The organism is Rhodanobacter sp. OK091 (assembly GCF_900142825.1).
GTDB lineage: Bacteria > Pseudomonadota > Gammaproteobacteria > Xanthomonadales > Rhodanobacteraceae > Rhodanobacter.
Genome location: NZ_FRCH01000003.1, coordinates 384,383 through 404,518 on the forward strand (window position 1 = coordinate 384,383; position 20,136 = coordinate 404,518).

A 20,136-nucleotide genomic window follows, 5' to 3' on the forward strand; every position below is an offset into this window, starting at 1 on the left:
CTCCGAGGGTGTAGGACGTCGGTCATGAACGGTGCGGCTCAAGCAGAGCCCATCGATCGAGCTTACCGCGGTAGAGATTCTTGTTCTGAACCACACATGACTTGCCTCATGGCCAGATCCGTCTGATACGGGAGATGGACGTCTATATGAATAACTCGGAAGATGTTGTAGGCCGGTCGCACAACTCCGCATAGACATCCATGGTACGCCGGATGACGATGCGTTCATCAAATTGTGCTCGTGCCTTGAGACGCGCAGCGTCACCCAGCTGACACGCAAATCCGGAGTCGTCCTGCAGTCGCCGTATCGCATGTGCCAGCGCCTCGCTGTCTCCCACCGGAACCAGCAAGCCGTCGACACCATCGGACACTACCTCGCGGCAGCCGGGCACATCCGTGGTGATCAAGGGAAGTCCGCAAGCTGCGGCCTCGACCAGCGTTCGCGGCAATCCTTCCCGATAGCTTGGCAGCACCATGACATCGACCGATCCGAGCAGGCTGGCCATATCGTCGACGTGACCGAGCCACGTGACCAGGCCTTCGTCTACCCAGCCTCGTATCGTCGACTCGGGAACCGCCGCCGGGTTGCCCGAATCCGGAGTGCCCGCGAGCAGAGCGTGAATGGCGCGACCCTGGGTGCGCAGTTGCCGGATGGCAGCGACGTATTCGGCGACGCCTTTGTCCCATAGCAGGCGGCTTGCCAGCAGCACGCGCATGCGCCCGTCGCTGGATGCTGTCCGCGATACTCCGGCGAATTGCCCGCAGTCCACTCCGGAACCGCGAATCAGGCGGATGTGTGCCGGGTCGACCAGACCAGCCTGTTGAAACAATTCGACGTCATCCGCGTTCTGCAGGATGAGTCGCGCGTCCTTGCCGCCGAGTGCCAACCGCAACAGGCCGCGCACCACCGGTCGCAACAAACGCGCTTTCATGTGCGAACTGGTAAACACGTAACCCATGCCCGCCACCGCATTCACCCGGGCAGAAACCCCGGCCAGTCGTGCCGCCAGGGAGCCATACACGGCACATTTGATGGTGAAGCCATGTACAAGCATCGGTCGCTCGCGTCGCAGCAGCCGGATCAGGTGCCATAACAGTGCCATCTCTCGCAGCGGATTGAGGCTGCGCCGTTCCATCGGCAACGGCTCCCAGCGCAGACCCAGAGCCCGCAGCTTGTCGCCATAAGGCCCCGGTGGAGAAATCAGTAGGACGTCGTACCCGGCCTCCCGCAGGGCCATCGCCAGTGCGCGGCGGAAGTTGTAGAGGTACCAATCCGTATTGGCGAACAGCACGGCTTTCATGGACGCGCCTCATGCGAAGCCGCGTGTGCACGATGCCGCCCGCGAACAGCAGGGCAGGTCGTGGATGTATGCGAACCCGTCACGAAGACCCCCGCCGGCTTTCCTCCAGCCATGCCTGGAACATGAGCACCGTCCATAACCGATGCTGCCAGTTGTGCCGGCCGCTCAGGTGCTCCTTCCATTTCTGCCGGATCGGCGCCGGGTGGAAATAGCCTTCCCGGCGCAAGCGATTCTCGTCGAGCAAGGCTTCCGCCCAATCACGTAATGGTCCGCGCAACCAGCTGTCCAGCGGGATGCCGAAGCCCATCTTGGGTCGCTCGATCAGCTCCCTGGGCACATGTCGATACAGCAGCTGGCGCAACAGCCATTTTCCCTCGCCGTCGCGGATCTTCTGGTGCAAAGGTATGCGCCATGCCAGTTCCACTACGCGATGATCGAGCATCGGTACGCGGGTCTCCAGGCTGTTGGCCATCGCGGCGCGATCGACCTTTACCAGAATGTCGTCGGGCAGGTAGCTCTGCGCGTCCATCGCCATCATCCACTGGGCCAGGCTGTCGGTGTGCGGCCACGCTGCCGGATCGGTCAACAAGGTCATGGGCTCGTGCGCGCCGATCACGATGCTGCCGGGGTCTTTCCACTGGCTGGCGAGGTTGAGAAAAAAGGCATGGCCGCTCGACAGCGTGAGTACGTCGGCCAGCTTCTGTGCCTTGTCGCCTGGCGTCGCCAGGTGCCATCGTTTCGGCAACAGCGGCTTGACGCGTTCGAACCATCGATTCCATGCCGCCGGCGACATGGCGCGCAATGCGCCGGCGCCGGCTTGTCGTGCAAACGACGGCAGGCGCTGCATTCGCTCCCAGGTCGTACGGGCCCCCAGATAGCGGTTGTAACCGCCGAACAGTTCATCGCCACCATCGCCGCTCAGCGCCACCGTCACCTGGCGACGGGTCAGCTGGCTGATCAGGAAGGTCGGGATCTGCGAGCTGTCGCCGAACGGCTCGCAGTAGATCGAGGGCAGCCGCGGAATGACCGCGAGCGCATCCTCGGGGCGCACATACAATTCGGTGTGCTCGGTGCCGAGGTGTCTGGCCACGGCCTTGGCGTGCATGGCCTCGTCGTAGCCGTTCTCGCCGAATCCCATGGTGAAGGTCTTGATGGGCCGAGCACTGCGCGCCTGCATCAATGCCACGATCGTGCTGCTGTCGATGCCGCCACTGAGAAACGCGCCCAGCGGCACGTCGGACAGCATCTGTGCGCCGATGCTGGCGCTCAGCTGCGCCTCGAGCGCATCGATTGCCTCGGCATCCGTGCCATGGAGCGGGTTGCCCAGGCCTGCGCTGACCGCGTCGTTGTAGCGCCAGTACGGTACGGGTTGCGCGTCCCTTGGCGCATCGGCGGAAATGTGCAGCAGGTGCCCCGGGCGCAGCTTGAAAACGCCGCGATATATGGAATACGGCGCGGGAATGCAGTCGTGACGCAGCAGCAGCGCCAACGCATCGCGATCGATGTCCGCGCGGAAAACCGCATGCGCCTTCAGCGCCTTGAGCTCCGAGCCGAACAGCATGGTATCGCCCTGCCAGGCGTAGTACAGCGGCTTCTCGCCCAGGCGATCGCGTGCCAGCGTGAGCACCCGCTGCCGGCGATCCCACAATGCGAACGCAAACATGCCGACACTGGCCTGCAAGGTTCGCTCGATGCCCCAGGCGACGAAGCAGGCCAGCAAGGTCTCGGTGTCCGAATGGCCGCGCCACGCCGGAGCGGTACCTTCCGCGAGCAGGCGTTCGCGCAGATCGAGATGGTTGTAGATTTCGCCGTTGAACACGATGACATATCGGCCGCAGGCGGAGTGCATGGGCTGGTGACCGGCGGGCGAAAGGTCGAGGATGGACAGCCGTCGCTGCGCCAGTGCGACCCCAGTCGACTCATCGCACCATAAGCCACTGTCGTCGGGGCCACGATGGGTCAGCTGCGCCGACATCGCCTGCACCTGTTGCAGCAGCGTGTCTTGTGCATCGCCGTGCAGCTGCCAGAAGCCGGCCAGGCCACACATCAGTGTTGCCCCGCGCTGTGCAGCACATTCGCCAGGCGCGGCGCCTGCACGGCCACGCTGTATTCGCTCTCGACGCGCGCGCGGCCCGCCCGGCCCATGCGCGTGCGCAAAGGCCGACTCAGGATCAGCTGCTCAAGACCCTCCCGCCATGCGGCCGTCCCCTCCGCCAGAAAGCCGTTCTCGCCGTGGCGCACGATATCGATGTTCGCGCCGACCGTCGAGGCGACCACAGGCAATCCGCACGCCATGTACTGGATGATCTTGTAACCGCACTTGCCGCGTTCCCATGGGCCATCGCGCAACGGCATGATGCCGATGTCCATGCGCGCGATCATGGCGGCTTCGCTGTCCTCGGACCATGCCGCCACCTCAGGCACGACGCTTCCGAACTGGTCCGCGATCTCCGTCCGCGGCCCGACCAGCAGCAGGTGCGCCTTGTGTCTGGCACAGACCTGCTCGAGCACTTCGCGGTTGTCCAGGACGTAGTCTTCCGTGGCGGGCGAACCGATCCAGCCGATGACCGGCTGCTTGTCGTCCGCATGGTCCACCACTGCATAGCGTTTTTCGTCGACCACCGTCGGAATGATCTCGATTCGTGCCGCACCTGCCTGCGAAGCGCGTGCGGCCAGATAGTGATTGCCGGCGATCACACAAGCGGCGCCGCGCATCACCTGATCGATCTTGCGTCCCAGCATGCGCCGCACCAGCGGATTCGGCGACAGGTCGTACTTGTGGAACAGCGCGTCGTCGTAATCGACAACGTACGGCTTGGCGGAGCGCGCCAGCACCGACTCGATCCAATGCGGCAGGTAGGGGAAAAGCTCGCCCTCGATCCAGGCGAGGTCGTGCTCGTCGCGACGCAAGAGCTGCATGAACCGCTGGCTGCAGTATTGCCATGCCAGATAACGGGCGGCTCCGGGGCGGTTTCCATATAGCTCTTCGAGATAGGCGTCCGGAAACAGCGTATGCACTTGTACATCGATCCCGAGATCCTGCAGCAAGGGCAGATACTGCAGGCTGCGCAGCCGCGAGCTGGGGCCCAGTCGGGAATATCTCGAAAACAGCAGTACCTTGAGACGCTTCATTCCGGCACCTTCCTCAAACTCGCCGGGTTTTCGATAAACAGCGCCACCAGAGGGATGACGTACATCCACTGGAAGGCGAAGGCTTCGATATACGGGTTCGTATTGGCGGCGAGGAAGGCGCAGACAAAGCCGCAGAACATGAACTTGTGCCGGGGCGGAAGGCGGCGGCTATATGCCATCCGGAGCACGGAGGCCATATAGATCAGGAACGGCAACGCATAGATCAGTGCGCCCAGCAATCCGACCCGGTAGGCTGTGGCCAGCCACACCACTTCATAGCGCCAGGGATGGATAGGGTCGCTGATAAACCCGACACCGACACCGTGACCGGCGCCAAGGCCATCGTTGTCGAGAATGCCGGCAAACAGCGAATGGCTCATCTCGGAGCGGGCGCTGCCGCCGCCCGAAGCGAGCTTCGTCGAAACGGCGTCGAACACCCTCGACAAGCTGATCTGCGTGTAGGCCTGCAGCAGGATGAGCGCGGCCGCCACGGCAATCAGCATGGGCAAGCCATAAAGAATGATACGGGTGATCGGCGATCTTCGCGTGCTGCCCGTCGTGCGCGACACCAGCATCAGGCCAAGAATCCAGCCTAGCGGCACCGCGAGGATCAGAGCCGTGCGGCCGGAAGTCAGCGCACAGACCAGCAGTGCCGCCAGCAACACAAATCGCAACAGCCGGTTCTTGATGAGTTCGGGCGAGCTGAAGAAGCCTCCGCACAGGAAGATCAACGAACCATAGACATGCATGGTCGCGCCGGAAAAGCCTTCCTGCAAATTGACATTGGCCCCTTCGAAGAAGAAGGCGACAGCCGCCGCGCCATGCCTGAGGTAGAGATAGAAGAACAAGGCGACACTGAGGGTGCACAGGAGGCTGAGCAGGGCAAACCAGTCGATCAACCGATCGGCTCCCAGCCGTCTCAGCAGGCCAGCGGCAATGATCATCCACACCAGGGGCGAAAGGATGTAGATCGCAAATACCTGAGCGATGGCGATCTGCGGTGCATCGTGCATGGTGCCTACGACCATGTAGACAACCGTGATGACCACCGTGCAGGCGTACAGCATCAGCAGATTTCTGAAACCGGAACCGATGCGCAGTCCCGGCAGCGCCAGCAGGAAAGCCAGCCCCATGGCAACCGCGGTAGGGATGGGTAACGAATTGGGTATGACGACGGCAAGCAGCAGCAGAAGGAAAGCCGCGCCCAGGAACATGTGGCGTACGGTAAGCCGATACCTTGTCGCGCCAGACAGCGAGGGCAGGGGCTCCCGCACCGAAGGCGCCAGCGATGGATCGCTACCGGGATTCATGTCTGCACCATCTTCGAAATCCACTGGCCGAGTTTCTCGGCCTGCACGACTTTGCTATAGGCGGCTATGTCACGGTGTGCGTCGGTGGAGGGCGATAGCGCTTTCCGCAGCGCATCGCCTCCAGACACTCCCTGGCCGGTCAGCAGGGTTTGCCCTGCTCCTGTTTCGGCGAGGATGGCGGTTGCTTCGTTGCGCACTCCGGAAATGCAGACGATATCCGCCCCGGTAGCGAGGTATTCAAACAGCTTTCCGGTGGCACAGCTCGCGCGCGAGCCGGTCAGCAGCAGCAATTTGTCGCAGCGTTTCATGAGTCGCAGCGCCAGCGTGCGCTCGAGCTGCCCGAGCACGCTGAAGGAGAACCTGGCGCGCTCGAGCGAAGCCAGTTCGGATTTGGTCAGCTCGCCGACAAACATCACGTGCTTGTCCGCAGCGACTTCGGCGGATTCGTTCAGTGTGTCGACCAGGTAGTCGAGGCTCTTCGACGCCGATCCATCACTGGCGCCTATGCGCCCGAAGTGTCCTATCAGCAGCGCACCGGCCGGCACGTGCCGGGCGAGGATGGCGGCGGCGCGAGTGTCGTCGGCGGCATCTTTGCCGAGCGAAGCAAAGTCGGTCGGATCGTAACCGTTGGGCAGCATTGCCGTGACCTTGTACGGGTAACGCTGTTGAAAATCATGGACCAGGGGATGGCTAACGGATGTGATCAAATTGGCGGTGGCCACTACCCGCCGCTCGATCAGCTTGCGCATCCACTCGCGCAGCCAGCCTCGCTTGCCCAGCGGTTCGAAAACAAGTCCGTCCCGGAAATCTTGCAGGCAGCCGATGCGGTATTTGCTGGCAAGACTGGCTGCGGCGATCAGGGCATCGACCGGCGAATAGGTGCCGATGGCCACGCATGACTCGCCCGCGGCCAGCTTTTCGGAACACAACCGGTCGGCCTCGGCAAGGGCGTGGACGAGCCACGGGCGGGTGTCCGCACTGGCCGCCCTGTCATTGGCATTGGCCAGCATGAATGGCAGCGGACGCATGAAGGCCGCCGCCAGGATCAGCAGCGAGGCCGCCGGGGGAGACTCGCTGCCCACGCAATGCCCGGGCAGCGGATAGATATGGATGTCCGCGTCCGAAGGCGCGGCGGCCGTGGTCGTCTCCGCTGCGGGCTGCCGCGCGAAGACGAACACCCGGTATTTCGCGGGATCAAGATATTTCAGCAAGCCCTTGAATCGCTGCGCGGCAATATTGCTGGACAGATGATGGGCTGCAAAGACAAACAAGTTGATCTTCTTCGGGGAAGTCGCTTCGCTCATGGCACGGCACCTGGTCTTCCCTCGGATTCCGGATAGATGTTCTCTGTCTTGATCGCCGAGCGCAGCGATCGATACATGCCGGTCCACTCGGCACGGAAGCACCAGATGACGACTGGCAGCATCGCCAGCCAGACAAAACTGAAATGGATCGGAGCACCCGGACCGAATACCAGCGTCGCGATGGAAAGTCCCACCAGGCCGGTGACGAACAGATAGAGCCGCGCCCGGGGAAAGGGCCGCCAGACGTATGCCGATGCTTCAGTCCGGGCCACAAAAAAAGCGAGGAAGGCGATCGCGTTGGCCACGACGGCACCGGCCGCGCCGTAAGTGGGCACCAGCCATACGCTGATGGCGACGTTGACAATCAGCGCCGCGACAGTCGACCACAGCGACAACATGGATCGGCGCGTTATCCCGATGCCTACGCAAGTCACTTCGGAGAGCGTGTAGAGCAACGGCTCGCCGATGCAACACAGCATCAGGTACTTCACCTGGATGTAACGCGGTGGCAGCACAAAGTCGGTCAGCCATGAAAAGACTCCGCTCAGCACCCAGATGGCACAGACCACAGCCAAGGCTTGCTGGGCAATATGGTCAACTCGCCGCATATCCACGCCGCGTGCCACCCATTTGTAGACGAGTGGCGCCCATAGCACGGTGAAGATCGTCTGAAAGACCACGCCCACACCGGCGAAGCTCATCGAGACCGAATAGACCGCCAACTCTGAAAGGCTGGACAGCCAGCGCAAAGCGAGCGTGCTGGTGGCATCGAGCCCCCAGTAGGCCACGCCAGCGAAGATCAGGGGTACGCCGTAGCTGAGCAATCCGCGGACTTGGTCGCCCGAAAGGGGCGCCTGCAAGGCGGGTTGCCATTCACGCCAGGTATTCCAGGTGTAAATGAGCAATACCGACATCAGGGAAACAAGGTACGCCACTTCCAGTTGACCAAACGATTTGGAAAAGATCGGCACCGCCAGCACGCCAACCACCAGCAAGAGAACTACCTTTGGCAGAATCTGGCTCATGGAGAATGCGAGGCCGCGATCCTGCATGCGCAAAATAAGTGAAAGAAATCGGGAGATGAAACTTACGATCACACAAGCAACCAGGAGCCAGTAATAAACGACGTGTTCCACGCCGAATAGCCACGTCGCAATGCGCTCGTCGAACGGTACGGTGATTAGGAATGCCAGCAACATCACTGCGAACCCCGGGACAAAGCAGGCTTTGAGCAATGCTCCGCGGTCCGACCATTCGTGGTACTCCCGCACGTAGGCGCGATCGAGGCCGAGGTTGAACAGCAATACGCCGAAAGACACGGCGATCTGCACGATGTTCAGGCGGCCGACATCGGCGGGGGGAAAGATCCAGGCAATCACCGGCACCGTCACCAGGCCAAGTCCGGCGGTAGTGATAGGGCCAAATGCAAACGCCAAAACGGTTTTTATATTCACCAGCCAAACCTTTCAGATCTGATTTGCATGGCAGTGCTCATGTCCGAGCATCGGCGTGGTCCGATCTTCCCTTCGGCGGTAATCCACCAGTCTGACCTGCCTCCGCATTCGCCCCCAAGGCCAGGACCTCAGCAACGAAATCCCGGTATGTTCTGGCGGAATTGAAGCGTTCCTCGATCACCTTGCGAGCCTGCATGCGCAAGGCGTGTCCCTCATCTTCAAGCGCAACCCTGCCGATGGCCGCCGCAATCTCCTGAGTGCTCGGGGATGGGCTCAGCAGCGCACCACACTCGTTGGACACCAGGCTGGAAACGCCACCCACATCGGGTGCCAGCGCAGGTACGCCGGCGCTCATAGCCTCCATGATGGAGACCCCCATGCCCTCCGACTCGCTCGTATTCATGAATAGGTCGACGGGTGTATTCAGGTAATACGTCTTGACCACCTGGTTGGGCATATCGCCAAGAAATTCAAAAGACAAATTGCTTATATGGGCCAGCCGCACGCGTGCAAGCTCCCTGACCTCGTCGAAGAGGGGGCCAGTGCCGATGTGGGTCCAAGTGGTCTTTATCTGAGCGTGCTGGTGGGAAAACAGGCTCAGCGCGTCGATGATTCGATCCAGGCGTTTTACAGGTACGCAAAATGAAACCGAGACGACATGCAAAGAGCCGGCGGGGCTCGGCCGCGACAGTGTGCTGGTCAGTGGCACACCCAGAGAGCTGATTTTTATATTTTCAGATGGGGCGCCGTACGTATCTTCCAGGTAGGCCCGACCCTCATCAGACAGCGCAAATATCCTGTCATAGGCGTGGATGAATTGCCGCTTGAGCGGCATGTATTCATGCTTTCGGCGCATCTCGTACAAGTCAAAGCCATGTGCCCTGGATACGACTTTTCGCACCGATCCTCTCGCCTTGGCCAGCAGCGCGGCATAGGACTGAGCTTCGTTCCAATAGCAATACGCCACATCGATCTTGCCATTGGCCTTGGCGTATTGCTCCAGGCACCTCGCCTGTTCAAGGACCTTGGAGGTATGCAGCAGGGCGCGCAGCGCGGTGTAAGCACCCACCCTCCGCGATCGCCATAGATGGATCAGCTCACGACGGAATATCGTGGAGAACAGCGCAACCCATATGAACCAGAATCGACCAACTCTCGTGCCGCTTGCCATGCCCAGGTCGACCGATACTCCATCGGGTAAGGACCTGGGCTTTCCGGTGGCTACGGTCGGCAACAATGTCACGCTGGCGGCTGGATTGTTCGCCCAGAATGCGATCTCATCCTCGATGAATTGCTCACCGGGATAGTAGGGATAAGCATTGGTAAGCATGGCGATCTTCACGGCTGTGTGACCGCGCCGGCGACGAGGATGCCGACCATGCTGTTCCGGTAGACGGCTTGATCCATGTCGAAAGGAATGCTCACCCTGAAGCAGGCGACGCCGGCAAGGCACTTCGACAGGACAAGTCGCCAGTTTGCAATCACTCCTTCCATGGTCAACATGGCCGTCGTGCCAGTTGCCGCTGCGTTGTATTGCTCCCAATAAAGATGGTCATGAAAAATGCTGTATTCCGCCCTGATGACGTCGATCGTCATCTCGACCGCACTCGGAACGCCAAGATGGGTCACGCGGATATCGGGAACATCCTCCCGGACCGCGTAATACAGACGGGAAAGAGGGACCGACGTCGATTCGACGTGATGATAGAGACGGTCTGGCCGGATTTTTCTGCGTACGCTGGCGGAATTCATCCAGCTCTTTATGTTGAAGTGGGCTTTGTCGATCCATCCGCGCCCTGCGAGTATTTCGCCTTTCAACGCATTTCCTGCGCAGTTGTAGCCATAGATCTTCGGCCACGCCATATTGGCGTAAGCGTGCAAAGTCGTCGCAGATACGATGACGATATCGTCGCTGACGAAACCGACCTTTTCATTTTGCCGAAGCGCCAGCATGGCCGCCGATTTTCCGGCCCCGCCTGTCCCCGCCAATAAGCAGGCGTTGCCATCCACCGTCACGCATGCCGCATGTATCGGTGCGACGTCATTGAAGAAATACGCCGAGGGAACCAGCACGAATTCGTGCAGTATCTGCTCGAATGATTCGACGTCGCTCGCGTATTCGATGGACAGCAATTTCTGTATTTGATGTTTTATGCCGTGACGAATCTTGAGCGCGACTTCGATTTCCAGGCACCCGCCGCCTGACCAGCCCCAATACACGTCGACCGCTGGAAATGACGTCAGCATGCCATGCCCGAATTTCCTGTGCGCCTTGGGATTGATGGACGACGGGCTGCGTTTTGAAATTGCCTGCACGATGCGTATCTCGACCTCCGGCTCGATACTTCCGGCATCCGCATACAGCGCCAGGCATTCGGCAAGCAAAGCCTGTTGATTTGCTTCGCTGGAGAATGAATAGCATCTTCCGAAGATAAGTTTTTTCATGCAGGCGAGTCCGGCGGCATCTTCAGAGGGACACGCGCGAAGCCAGCGACGCCACGATGAAATCCAGTTGACTCGCATCGAGATAAGGGGACATCGGCAGACTCATGACTTGTTCCGCTGCCTGATCACCCACTTTCAGGTGCACGCTTCCGTCGGCCAGGGCGGGCTGCCTGTTGAGGGGAATCGGGTAGTGCACCGCCGTCGGAACTCCGACCTCCTTCAGGTGGGCCTGTACGGCATCGCGATCATCCACCCGCACGGTGTACTGGGCCCATGTGCTGGTGTTGCGCGGTTCTATCATGGGTACGACGACACCGTCGATCTCGGCGAGTAGCCGGCCATAGGTCTGCGCCACCTTCTGGCGGAGAGCCATTTCGTCGTCGAGAATGTCGAGCTTGGCCAGAAGTATGGCCGCTTGCAGAGTGTCGAGACGACTGTTCACGCCTATGCGGACATGGTGATAGCGGCGATCCTGACCGTGGCGGGCGATCTGGCGCATGATCTTGGCCAGCTCGGCATCGTTGGTGAAGATCGCCCCCCCGTCGCCATAGCAACCCAGCGGTTTGCTGGGAAAGAAACTGGTGCATGCGACGCTGCTGAGATTGCAGCTTTTGCGGTCTTTGTAGACTGCGCCGAAACTCTGAGCCGCATCCTCGATGACGGGAATGCCATGCCTTGCGGCGATGGTGTTGATGGCGTCGAAGTCGGCGCACTGGCCATACAGCGAGACCGGGATGATCGCCTTGGTGCGTGGCGTGATGGCCGCCTCCAGCAACGCAGGGTCCAGATTGTAAGTGCGCGGATCGATGTCGACGTATACGGGCCTGGCACCGAGCAGGGCCGTGGTTTCGGCGGTGGCGATATAGCTGAAGCCCGGCGTGATCACCTCGTCGCCTTGACCGATACCCAGTGCCATCTGGGCGATCTGCAAGGCATCGGTGCCGTTGGCCACCGATACGCAATGCGTCACGCCGGCGTAGGCGGCCAGTTTTTCCTCGAGCTCGCCCACTTCAGGACCAAGAATGAATTGGCCATGCGCCAGTACGCGGGCAATTCCCGCGTCGAGGCGATCCTTGATACGGGCTTGCTGGGTCTTGAGGTCGATGAAGTCGATCACCCGGCAACCTCCTTGTGCAGCGAGTGACCGCTCAACACATAGCGTGCACCGGTGTGCGCGCAGACCACCTCGGCGTGCCCTTCCAGCGGCAGGTTCAGCTGTTCGCCGAACTCGCTCATCCAGCCGATTTGCCGTGCCGGCACGCCGGCCATCAGCGCATAGGCCGGCACGTCGCGATTGACCACGGCGCCGGCTCCCACGAAGGCGAATTCGCCGATGGTGACACCACAAATGATGGTGCAGTTCGCGCCTAGAGTGGCACCCTTGCCGACCACGGTGTCGCGATACTCGTCCTTGCGCTTGATCAGCGAGCGCGGGTTGTAGACGTTGGTGAACACCATGCTGGGGCCGCAGAAGACACCTTCCTCCAGCGTCACGTTGTCGTACACCGACACGTTGTTCTGGATCTTGCAATGATCTCCGATGACCACTTTGTTGCCGACAAATACATTCTGCCCGAGCGACACCTCCCTGCCGATGCGGGCACCGCCGCAGACATGCACGAAGTGCCATACGCGCGAGCCTGCTCCGATCTGGGCGCCGTCGTCGATAATGGCGGAAGGGTGTTGGTAATAGTCCATGCTGCTCGCTCTTCAGGCTTGTCGTTTCAGGAACGGATGGCCGTCACCCGCAAAGGGGACAGCCTTGCCATTGCGGATCGCCGCCACGGTTTCGATGGCGGTGCGGTTTTCTTCCAAGCGGAAACCGCGGCCGGCGAGTATCTCCTCGTAGCTGCGGTTGTGCAGGTCGGTGAAACCGCCGGAAAACTCGATCTCCTCGCCGTCCACCGTGATCGACCGATAAGTACGCTGGCCGCTTTCGCGTTGCGCGGCTGGCACATCTTCGACATCCACCGACAGGAACCAACGCACGCGGGCATTCTCGTATTCCAGGTAGCCGGCGGCCTTGGTGTCGCTGGACAGGTGCACCACATTGATCTGCAGCGCGCCGAAGATGTAATGCAGCATGTCGAAGAAATGCACGCCGATATTGGTGGCTATGCCGCCGGATTTTTTCGGATCACCCTTCCAGCTCTGCAGGTACCAGTGGCCACGCGAAGTGACGTAAGCGAGGTCCACCTCGTGCTTGCTGTCGCCGTGCTCGCTTCGAACCTTGTCGCGCAAGGCGATGATCGCCGGGTGCAGGCGCAGCTGCAGGATAGTATTGATGCTTTTGCCCGTCTCCCGCTCGATTTCCAGCAACCCGTCGATGTTCCACGGATTGAGCACCAGCGGTTTCTCGCAAATCGCGTGGGCGCCGGAACGCAGGGCGAAGCGCATGTGCGAGTCATGCAGATAATTTGGCGAGCAGATGGAAACGTAATCGATCTGGCCACCATTGCCGGCGCGCCGGCGCAGGTCGACATGCCGATCGAAGCGCTCGAACTCGGTGAAAAAGTCGGCGCTGGGGAAGTGACTGTCGATGATGCCGACCGAATCATTCGGATCGAACGCGGCCAGCAACTGGTTGCCGGTGGCCTTGATGGCCTGCATGTGGCGAGGGGCGATGTAGCCGGCAGCACCGATGAGAGCGAAGTTCTTCAAGCTGGGCATGGAACTTATCCTGGTCTTGCGTGAATCCGGGCGACGTTCATCTGATTGCACTTGAGCCGATCGATCTGCAGCGCCGATGCCGCCGGCGCCATTCGTTCTCATGGCGGGTAACAACCATGTCTCGTCGTATGCCGCCTGCAGCGAACCGTGTCGGATTCCGTTCCCTTGTTACCGCGGGCTCGGGGATCTTTCATCTGGGTGGCTTGCCGACACCGTAATAGGCATACGAGTAGTAGCCGCTGCTGCGCCTCTCCACGGCATTGAAGATGGCACCTTTGAGCGGGACCTTGTTTTGTTCGAAACGTTGCCTGGCCAAGGCGACTTCGCGTGCTTGATTGACTCCGAACCGCACCACCAGCAGAGCGGTGCCGGCGTGGTGACCGATGATGGCGGCGTCGGTCACCGCCAGAATGGGCGGGGTGTCGATGATGATCAGATCGAACATCTGCTTGAAATGATCGAGCAACGCAGAGAACCGGGCATTCATCAGCAGCTCGGAAGGGTTCGGCGGTATCTTGCCGCGAGCGATGAAATGCAGGTTTTCCAGTGGACCGATCTGGCGCACCGCCTCAACCAGATCGATTTGGCCCGAAATCAGTTCGGAAAGGCCGACTTCGGCTTTGCCGCCGACGACCCTGTGCAGCGAGCCCATGCGCATGTCACCGTCAATCAACAACACGCGCTGGTTGCTTTGAGCAACGACAGAGGCGAGGTTGGCCGAGACAAAGGTCTTGCCGACATCCGGACTGGATCCGGAAATCATGAGTACATTGTTTTTTGCTTCCAGGCGGGCGAAATGCAGGCTGGTGCGCAAACTTCGCAGGGCTTCGGTGGCCAGGTCCGCGGGCGCGTCCAGGACCAGCAGATGCTGTTTGCTGCTTCCACGGGTACGTTTGCCGTGCAGGGCCTGCTCACGCAGGCTGACCGGGATGGTGGCGTATACGGGCAGACCGATCTTTTCGATGACGGCGGGATCCTCGATGCCGCGATTGAGCATCTGCCGGACGAAGACGTACACCAGAGCCACAAAACCGCCGAGTAGCGCGCCGCCGAGCACCACGATGAGTTTCTTCGGCCATACCGGCCGCGTGATGTCCACCGCCGCCTTGTCGACGACGCGTACATTGCCCACCGTGCCTGCGCGGGCTATGTCCAGCTGCTGAGCCTGATTGAGAAGCCCGGTATAGGTGTCATTGCTCACCTGCACGTCGCGGGTCAGTTTCAATAGCTGTTGTTGGGTATCAGGCAGGCTGCCCACCTTCTTATCGATCGCGTTCTTCTGGCCTTCCAGTTGGCCGATCTGCGACATCAATGCCTTGTAGGCCGGATGCTCGGAGGTGTATTGACGCTGCATGTCCGCCTGCTGCAGGCGCAACTGCTGGATATTGGTCTGGATGGAAACTTCCTGATCCAGCAGACCCTGGGTCTGCATGCTGATATCGACCGAATGTGCCTGGATCTGGTACGCATTGAGCGCAGCCGTGGCCTTCTCCAGATCACGGCGCACATTGGGGAGTTGCTCTCTGACAAACTTCAAGCTGTTTGCCGCCTCCGCGGAGTTGCGGTCCACGTCCTGCCGAACATAAAGCTCGCCGACCTGTTCGAGCACGTTGGCGGCCAGCACGGGATCGGCGTTGTCATAAGTCATCTGGAGAATGCCTGACTCCTTGCCTTGCTCGCTGACGTTGATGGCCTGCTGCAGCCCGTTGATCACGGTCAGTTGGCGATGACGAAAGACACGGAAGTGTGTGCCCGGATTGGCAATCAGCGTCTTGACCTGGATGGTCACGCCATGACTGCTGGCGGATTGCCCCGCTTTGCCGATGACCAGAACGTTGTCGTTATCGTCCACCAGGACATAGGCGCCACCCTCGCCGGCAATCAGGCTCAATGGTCTGTCCAGCAAGCTATCGGGGACGTCCAGCTGAAAGATGTCCAGCTTGGCGCCGCCCCAGTCATAGCCAATCATGCCGAACAGGGGAGGGGACACCGTGCCGGGGTTATTCGAAGCGTAGTGGCGGGCGATGAAGTCGCCGATCAGCGGCAAGCGCTGCGGGTGGCTTTCAACCGTGAGATTGAGCTGATCGACCGCCGCGCCGATCACCATGCGCGAGGTAATCAATGCGCTTTCTGTCGTGGCCTCGGGGCTGGATGCTTCCAAAGTCTGGGTCAGCGCGCTCAGCCCAGGCAGATTTGGCACCTCATGTTCCACCTGCACTATCGAGGTGGCCTGATAGATCGGCGTGGTCAACAATGCATAGGCAATGCCGAGCACGACAAATATGCCGGTGATGGTGCCTATCAACCATTTGTGATCATTGAGCGTACCGAGCAGCTCGCTCAGGTCAATCTCATCGTCGCGCTGCACGGGGTCTTGGGTGGCGGTCATAGGGACGGTCAACTCGTGACATGGAAGATGGGAATCACAAATAGGGCTCCCAGCTACTGACACCCTGCGTGATTATCTCGTGAACATGTTCGAATGCGGCTCGCTGCTGACGATAAGGGTCAGGGATGTCACTTCCGCGCAACCATTTATCGAGTAAATAGACTTTGCCGCGAGCTTCGGGGGCGAGTTGAATCATGGCGGCAACATGATTTTTCTCCATGCCAAGTACCAGGTCGGCTTCGCGCAGCATGGAAGGCGTCAGCTGATGAGCCCGGTGCATCGTGCCGTCGATGCCGCTTTCGGCAAGTAACTGCAGGGCAGTCGCATCCATGGGACTGCCCACCAGCGCGCCGAGTCCGGCACTGCCGAATTCGATGTCGCGCGACGCCATACGCTGTCGAAACAGGTATTCGGCCGTTGGGCTGCGACAGATATTGCCCATGCAGACAATGAGTATCCGTTTAAACACGGTGCCAACATGCTCCCGAGTCCCGAATCAACGTATCGATCGACGACGCAAGAAATAACGAGGCATTTCTCCATTTCTGCCACTCGCATCACGGAGAGAGTTCCAAGCCATTCCGTCAAACGATCCATGACCTCGCAATTAAAAGAAAGGTTGATAAGTAAACAATAAGAAGACTGTATGCCTTGCTACTATTTCTTTTTTGTTTCAACGGCTGCGAATAGATGCCGACGCATCTCTCAAACAAGTCCCGTTGTTTCTACAGACTGAAATTTGGCCGTCGATCATTGCATGTTCGAATTGCCAAACAGTGAACAGCAGCGAAATGATCCATTCATTAGCCGTGATGCATCCATGAAGAAGTGAGGCGAATGTGAATTCACGCCGGCTTGCCCTGATCGTGGGGATGATGGGATGAATGTTGCCTGAGCTTGCGACCCTTGTTGGGTTGACGATGTCATGCGAGGTCGATCCAATCGACGGACGTGTCTCAGTGCATCGAGATAGTTTTTCGCATGCTGGAACTACCGATGACAAGGCCATCAAGCAGCTCCGACGACATGCATGCAGAGCGACCCTTATCGTCTGCACGGAAGCGTCGCGGGATGGCATGGATGCCCTTGCTGGCGTTCCTGATGGCGTGCATACAGAGCCATGCCGCTGCGGGAATGGCGGCGCCTGCGCCGGTACGCCATGTCATGGTGATCGTGCTGGAGAACGAGCCGTATGAGGTCGCATTCGGCGAACATTCGCAGGCGCCGTACCTGGCATACCGGTTGCCGAAACTGGGCGCGTTGCTGCCGCAGTACTACAGCATTGGTCACGACAGCCTGGACAACTACATTGCGATGATCAGCGGGCAGGCGCCGAACGCGGCCACGCAAAGCGACTGCAAAATCTATAGCGAATTCCAGCGCACTGCGTCCGGGCTGGATGGCAACGGACAGGTGCTCGGCGAAGGTTGCGTCTACCCGGCCAAGGTCAAGACCTTGGCCGATCAGCTCGACGCGGCGCGTCTCAGCTGGAAGGGTTACATGGAAGACATGGGGGCGGATCCCGCGCGCGAGTCCTCTACCTGCGGGCATGTCGCTATCGGTGCGCAAGACCACACCGATGACGCCAGTGCGAAGGACCAGTACGCTACCTGGCACAACCCGTTTGTCTATTTTCATTCGATCATCGATGACCCGGCGCATTGCGCGCAGCACGTCGTCAATCTCGATCATCTGGCGCAGGATCTGCGAAGCGTCGACACCACGCCGAACTTCATCTTCATCACGCCGAACAGATGTCACGACGGTCACGATGCGCCGTGCAGGAGCGGTGAGCCGGGAGGCTTGATTTCCGCCGACGCGTTTCTGCGCCGGTGGGTGCCGCGCATCGTTGCCGCGCCCGCATTCCGCCAGGATGGCTTGCTGGTCATCACGTTCGACGAGGGTGCCGACGCTACGGCGTGTTGTGGCGAGCAGGGTCTGCCGAATGGTCCTCCGCCGGGCATGTCCGGTGCCGGCGGCGGTCGCACCGGCACCGTGCTTCTATCGCCGTTTATCAAGCCGGGAACCGTATCGTCAACGCCTTACAACCATTACAGCTTGCTGCGCACGATGGAAGACATTTTCGGTGTGTCGCACCTCGGCTATGCCGCCGCATCGCCTTTGCGCCCGTTTGGAGCGGACGTCTTTACCGCCGCTCCGCGGGCATCGACCAATCAGCCAGTAGGCACGGTAACGGCCGGCCATGACATGCGGGCTCAACGCAGGTTGCCGCCCCGTGGACCGTGAAGGAGCATCGTGATGAACAACAGCGTCCTCGTCACCGGTGGCGCCGGTTACATCGGCAGCCATGTTGTCCAGCAACTGGTCGCACTCGGCGAGCGCGTTGTCGTCATCGACAATCTGAGTACCGGTTTCCGCGACGCGGTGCGTGGTGCCGAACTGGTGGTCGGCAGTGTCGGCGATCGCACGCTGGTCGCCCGCACGCTGCGCAAACATCATGTCGAAGCAGTGCTGCATTTCGCCGCGCATACCGTGGTGCCGGAATCACTGAGCGACCCGCTGAAGTACTACGGCAACAACACGTGCAATACGCAAAGCCTGCTCGCTTCTTGTGCGGCGGCTGGCGTGGGGCGATTCATCTTTTCCTCGACTGCGGCGGTCTATGGCGTGACCGATAGCGGCATCGCCGACGAAGACACGCCCACGCAGCCTATCAACCCGTACGGCGCATCGAAGCTGATGTCAGAGAGGATACTGCGCGATTTCTGCGCCACGGGAGCGATGCGGCATATAACCCTGCGCTACTTCAACGTCGCCGGTTGCGACCCGCTAGGCCGCATCGGCCAATCCACGCCCCATGCGACGCTTCTGATCAAGGTCGCCTGCGAGCATGCGGTCGGCAAACGGGCCAACCTGTCGATCTTCGGCACCGATTACGACACGCCGGATGGCACCGGAATTCGTGACTATATCCACGTCGACGATCTGGCCGCGGCGCATTTGCGCGCACTCGACCACCTGCGTGGCGGCGGCAGGTCGCTGACGCTCAATTGCGGTTATGGCCATGGCTACAGCGTGCGCGAGGTTATCGATGCAGTGCAACGCGTGAGTGGCCAACCATTGTCGGTGGTCGAGCTGCCACGTCGCGCTGGCGATACGCCAATGCTGATTGCGCGTAGCGATCGTCTCAAACATGAATTGCACTGGCAGCCGCAGTACGACGATCTCGATTTCATCGTCCGCACAGCGCTGTTGTGGGAAAAGCAGCTCGCGCGGAAGTCCGTGCCGCTGGCTTCGGCTTCCAGGGCATGAATTTTCGGGAGAAACCGAATGACATACCAAGCCTGTTGCCGGCGCGCACCATGACCTCATGAGCGAAGGTCGTACGCGCCCCTTGCGGGCTTCAGCTGGATATAGAGTCGTGAAATCAAAAATAAAAACAGCGGTCATTGTCGATAGCGACGTGATTGCACTCGATGTGACCCGTCAAGTGCTCGAGCTGTATGGCGGTTACCAGGTATGCGTGGCACATGACAGCACGGTCGCGGAGGCGGCCCTCAATCTCCTCGGAATTGTCGATGTGCTGATCACCGATGCGCATATTGCAGGATGTGGATCCAGCTCCGATCTCTGTAGGCATGCGATCGAGCAACATCCATCCATCAGCATTATCCTCACCTCCGATTCTCTGGAGGAAAAGTTCTCCGGAGCCCCCGCGCGAAGTCAATTCCTGATAAAACCGTTCGGCATCGATGCATTGCTGGCGGCTATTAGCCCGAAGGGGCGTGCAAAATCGGCTCAACGCAAACCGCCGCTCAGCAATTCGGCCAGAGGTTCGGCAGGTCGCCCTGTTCACCCTTGTCTGAATCGCCGCCAGCCGTAATTCCATGTCAATGGAATCGCGGCAGGATGAATTGCAGGAGTGAGTGGAGAGAAGTGAGAAACGAGTGGAGGACCGAAAGCCATCCGCCAATCTTTCCGTTATCCGTCTTTGTGTCCAGGCTTCGCAACGCGGGAGAAGTAAGCTGCTTTTATTGCTTTTATTCGTTTCTCACTTCTCTCTACTCGCTCCTCGTCGGTTTTATTCCACCGTCACGGACTTCGCCAGATTGCGCGGCTGATCGACGTCGGTGCCGCGCAGCACGGCGACGTGATAGGCCAGCAGTTGCAG

General features: G+C 60.1%; 16 protein-coding genes. 3 read left to right on the plus strand and 13 right to left on the minus strand.

What is annotated here, in order from left to right:
- Positions 1-142: 142 nt before the first annotated feature.
- The 13 genes from BUA26_RS16475 to BUA26_RS16535 all read right to left on the minus strand — a co-directional run bounded on the left by BUA26_RS16475 (position 143) and on the right by BUA26_RS16535 (position 16,473).
- A complete protein-coding gene (locus BUA26_RS16475; protein WP_072761937.1) occupies positions 143-1,300 on the minus strand; it encodes a glycosyltransferase family 4 protein in 1,158 nt (385 codons plus the stop codon).
- 79 nt (positions 1,301-1,379) lie between these two features.
- A complete protein-coding gene (asnB, locus tag BUA26_RS16480) occupies positions 1,380-3,347 on the minus strand; it encodes an asparagine synthase (glutamine-hydrolyzing) (protein ID WP_072761938.1) in 1,968 nt (655 codons plus the stop codon).
- Positions 3,347-4,432, minus strand: coding sequence for a glycosyltransferase family 4 protein (locus tag BUA26_RS16485; protein ID WP_072761939.1), 1,086 nt, complete (start codon positions 4,430-4,432; stop codon positions 3,347-3,349). The genes asnB and BUA26_RS16485 overlap by 1 nt, the downstream gene beginning before the upstream one ends.
- Positions 4,429-5,742 (minus strand): hypothetical protein, encoded by a 1,314-nt coding sequence (locus BUA26_RS16490; RefSeq protein ID WP_072761940.1) that lies wholly within the window; start codon positions 5,740-5,742, stop codon positions 4,429-4,431. Before BUA26_RS16490 ends, BUA26_RS16485 begins: the two co-directional genes overlap by 4 nt.
- Complete coding sequence (locus BUA26_RS16495) at positions 5,739-7,046, minus strand: glycosyltransferase family protein (protein WP_072761941.1); 1,308 nt, start codon at positions 7,044-7,046, stop codon at positions 5,739-5,741. The genes BUA26_RS16490 and BUA26_RS16495 overlap by 4 nt, the downstream gene beginning before the upstream one ends.
- Complete coding sequence (locus BUA26_RS16500; protein WP_255368394.1) at positions 7,043-8,500, minus strand: lipopolysaccharide biosynthesis protein; 1,458 nt, start codon at positions 8,498-8,500, stop codon at positions 7,043-7,045. Before BUA26_RS16500 ends, BUA26_RS16495 begins: the two co-directional genes overlap by 4 nt.
- 37 nt (positions 8,501-8,537) lie before the next feature.
- A complete protein-coding gene (locus BUA26_RS16505; protein WP_255368395.1) occupies positions 8,538-9,842 on the minus strand; it encodes a glycosyltransferase in 1,305 nt (434 codons plus the stop codon).
- Entirely contained in the window at positions 9,839-10,945 is a 1,107-nt protein-coding gene (locus BUA26_RS16510; protein WP_072761943.1) for a phosphoenolpyruvate carboxykinase (ATP), read from the minus strand. Before BUA26_RS16510 ends, BUA26_RS16505 begins: the two co-directional genes overlap by 4 nt.
- 22 nt (positions 10,946-10,967) lie before the next feature.
- Positions 10,968-12,062 (minus strand): DegT/DnrJ/EryC1/StrS family aminotransferase, encoded by a 1,095-nt coding sequence (locus tag BUA26_RS16515; protein ID WP_072761944.1) that lies wholly within the window; start codon positions 12,060-12,062, stop codon positions 10,968-10,970.
- Positions 12,059-12,643, minus strand: a complete 585-nt coding sequence (gene wbpD / locus BUA26_RS16520) for a UDP-2-acetamido-3-amino-2,3-dideoxy-D-glucuronate N-acetyltransferase (RefSeq protein WP_072761945.1) — start codon at positions 12,641-12,643, stop codon at positions 12,059-12,061. Before wbpD ends, BUA26_RS16515 begins: the two co-directional genes overlap by 4 nt.
- A 12-nt stretch (positions 12,644-12,655) precedes the next feature.
- Entirely contained in the window at positions 12,656-13,615 is a 960-nt protein-coding gene (locus BUA26_RS16525; RefSeq protein ID WP_304442122.1) for a Gfo/Idh/MocA family protein, read from the minus strand.
- Positions 13,616-13,805: 190 nt separating this feature from the next.
- Positions 13,806-16,004 (minus strand): polysaccharide biosynthesis tyrosine autokinase, encoded by a 2,199-nt coding sequence (locus BUA26_RS16530; RefSeq protein ID WP_072761946.1) that lies wholly within the window; start codon positions 16,002-16,004, stop codon positions 13,806-13,808.
- A 34-nt stretch (positions 16,005-16,038) separates the two neighbouring features.
- Positions 16,039-16,473, minus strand: coding sequence for a low molecular weight protein-tyrosine-phosphatase (locus BUA26_RS16535; RefSeq protein WP_072761947.1), 435 nt, complete (start codon positions 16,471-16,473; stop codon positions 16,039-16,041).
- A 602-nt stretch (positions 16,474-17,075) separates the two neighbouring features.
- Between BUA26_RS16535 and BUA26_RS16540 the strand changes: the two genes are divergently transcribed.
- The 3 genes from BUA26_RS16540 (at position 17,076) to BUA26_RS16550 (ending at position 19,848) form a co-directional block, all read left to right on the plus strand.
- Positions 17,076-18,251 carry an alkaline phosphatase family protein gene (locus tag BUA26_RS16540; protein ID WP_072761948.1) on the plus strand — a complete coding sequence of 392 codons (1,176 nt, stop codon included), beginning with the start codon at positions 17,076-17,078 and terminating at the stop codon, positions 18,249-18,251.
- A gap of 12 nt (positions 18,252-18,263) precedes the next feature.
- Positions 18,264-19,277: a UDP-glucose 4-epimerase GalE gene (galE, locus tag BUA26_RS16545; RefSeq protein WP_072761949.1), complete on the plus strand. Its 1,014-nt coding sequence runs from the start codon at positions 18,264-18,266 to the stop codon at positions 19,275-19,277.
- A gap of 109 nt (positions 19,278-19,386) precedes the next feature.
- Complete coding sequence (locus BUA26_RS16550) at positions 19,387-19,848, plus strand: response regulator (protein ID WP_072761950.1); 462 nt, start codon at positions 19,387-19,389, stop codon at positions 19,846-19,848.
- Positions 19,849-20,136: the final 288 nt, after the last annotated feature.

Excerpts from the sequence above, each read along its gene's own strand:
- BUA26_RS16475 (WP_072761937.1), bottom strand. The coding sequence starts at position 1,300 with ATGAAAGCCGTGCTGTTCGCCAATACGGATTGGTACCTCTACAACTTC.
- asnB (WP_072761938.1), bottom strand. The coding sequence starts at position 3,347 with ATGTGTGGCCTGGCCGGCTTCTGGCAGCTGCACGGCGATGCACAAGAC.
- BUA26_RS16485 (WP_072761939.1), bottom strand. The coding sequence starts at position 4,432 with ATGAAGCGTCTCAAGGTACTGCTGTTTTCGAGATATTCCCGACTGGGC.
- BUA26_RS16490 (WP_072761940.1), bottom strand. The coding sequence starts at position 5,742 with ATGAATCCCGGTAGCGATCCATCGCTGGCGCCTTCGGTGCGGGAGCCC.
- BUA26_RS16495 (WP_072761941.1), bottom strand. The coding sequence starts at position 7,046 with ATGAGCGAAGCGACTTCCCCGAAGAAGATCAACTTGTTTGTCTTTGCA.
- BUA26_RS16510 (WP_072761943.1), bottom strand. The coding sequence starts at position 10,945 with ATGAAAAAACTTATCTTCGGAAGATGCTATTCATTCTCCAGCGAAGCA.
- wbpD (WP_072761945.1), bottom strand. The coding sequence starts at position 12,643 with ATGGACTATTACCAACACCCTTCCGCCATTATCGACGACGGCGCCCAG.
- BUA26_RS16525 (WP_304442122.1), bottom strand. The coding sequence starts at position 13,615 with ATGCCCAGCTTGAAGAACTTCGCTCTCATCGGTGCTGCCGGCTACATC.
- BUA26_RS16530 (WP_072761946.1), bottom strand. The coding sequence starts at position 16,004 with ATGACCGCCACCCAAGACCCCGTGCAGCGCGACGATGAGATTGACCTG.
- BUA26_RS16540 (WP_072761948.1), top strand. The coding sequence starts at position 17,076 with ATGGCATGGATGCCCTTGCTGGCGTTCCTGATGGCGTGCATACAGAGC.
- galE (WP_072761949.1), top strand. The coding sequence starts at position 18,264 with ATGAACAACAGCGTCCTCGTCACCGGTGGCGCCGGTTACATCGGCAGC.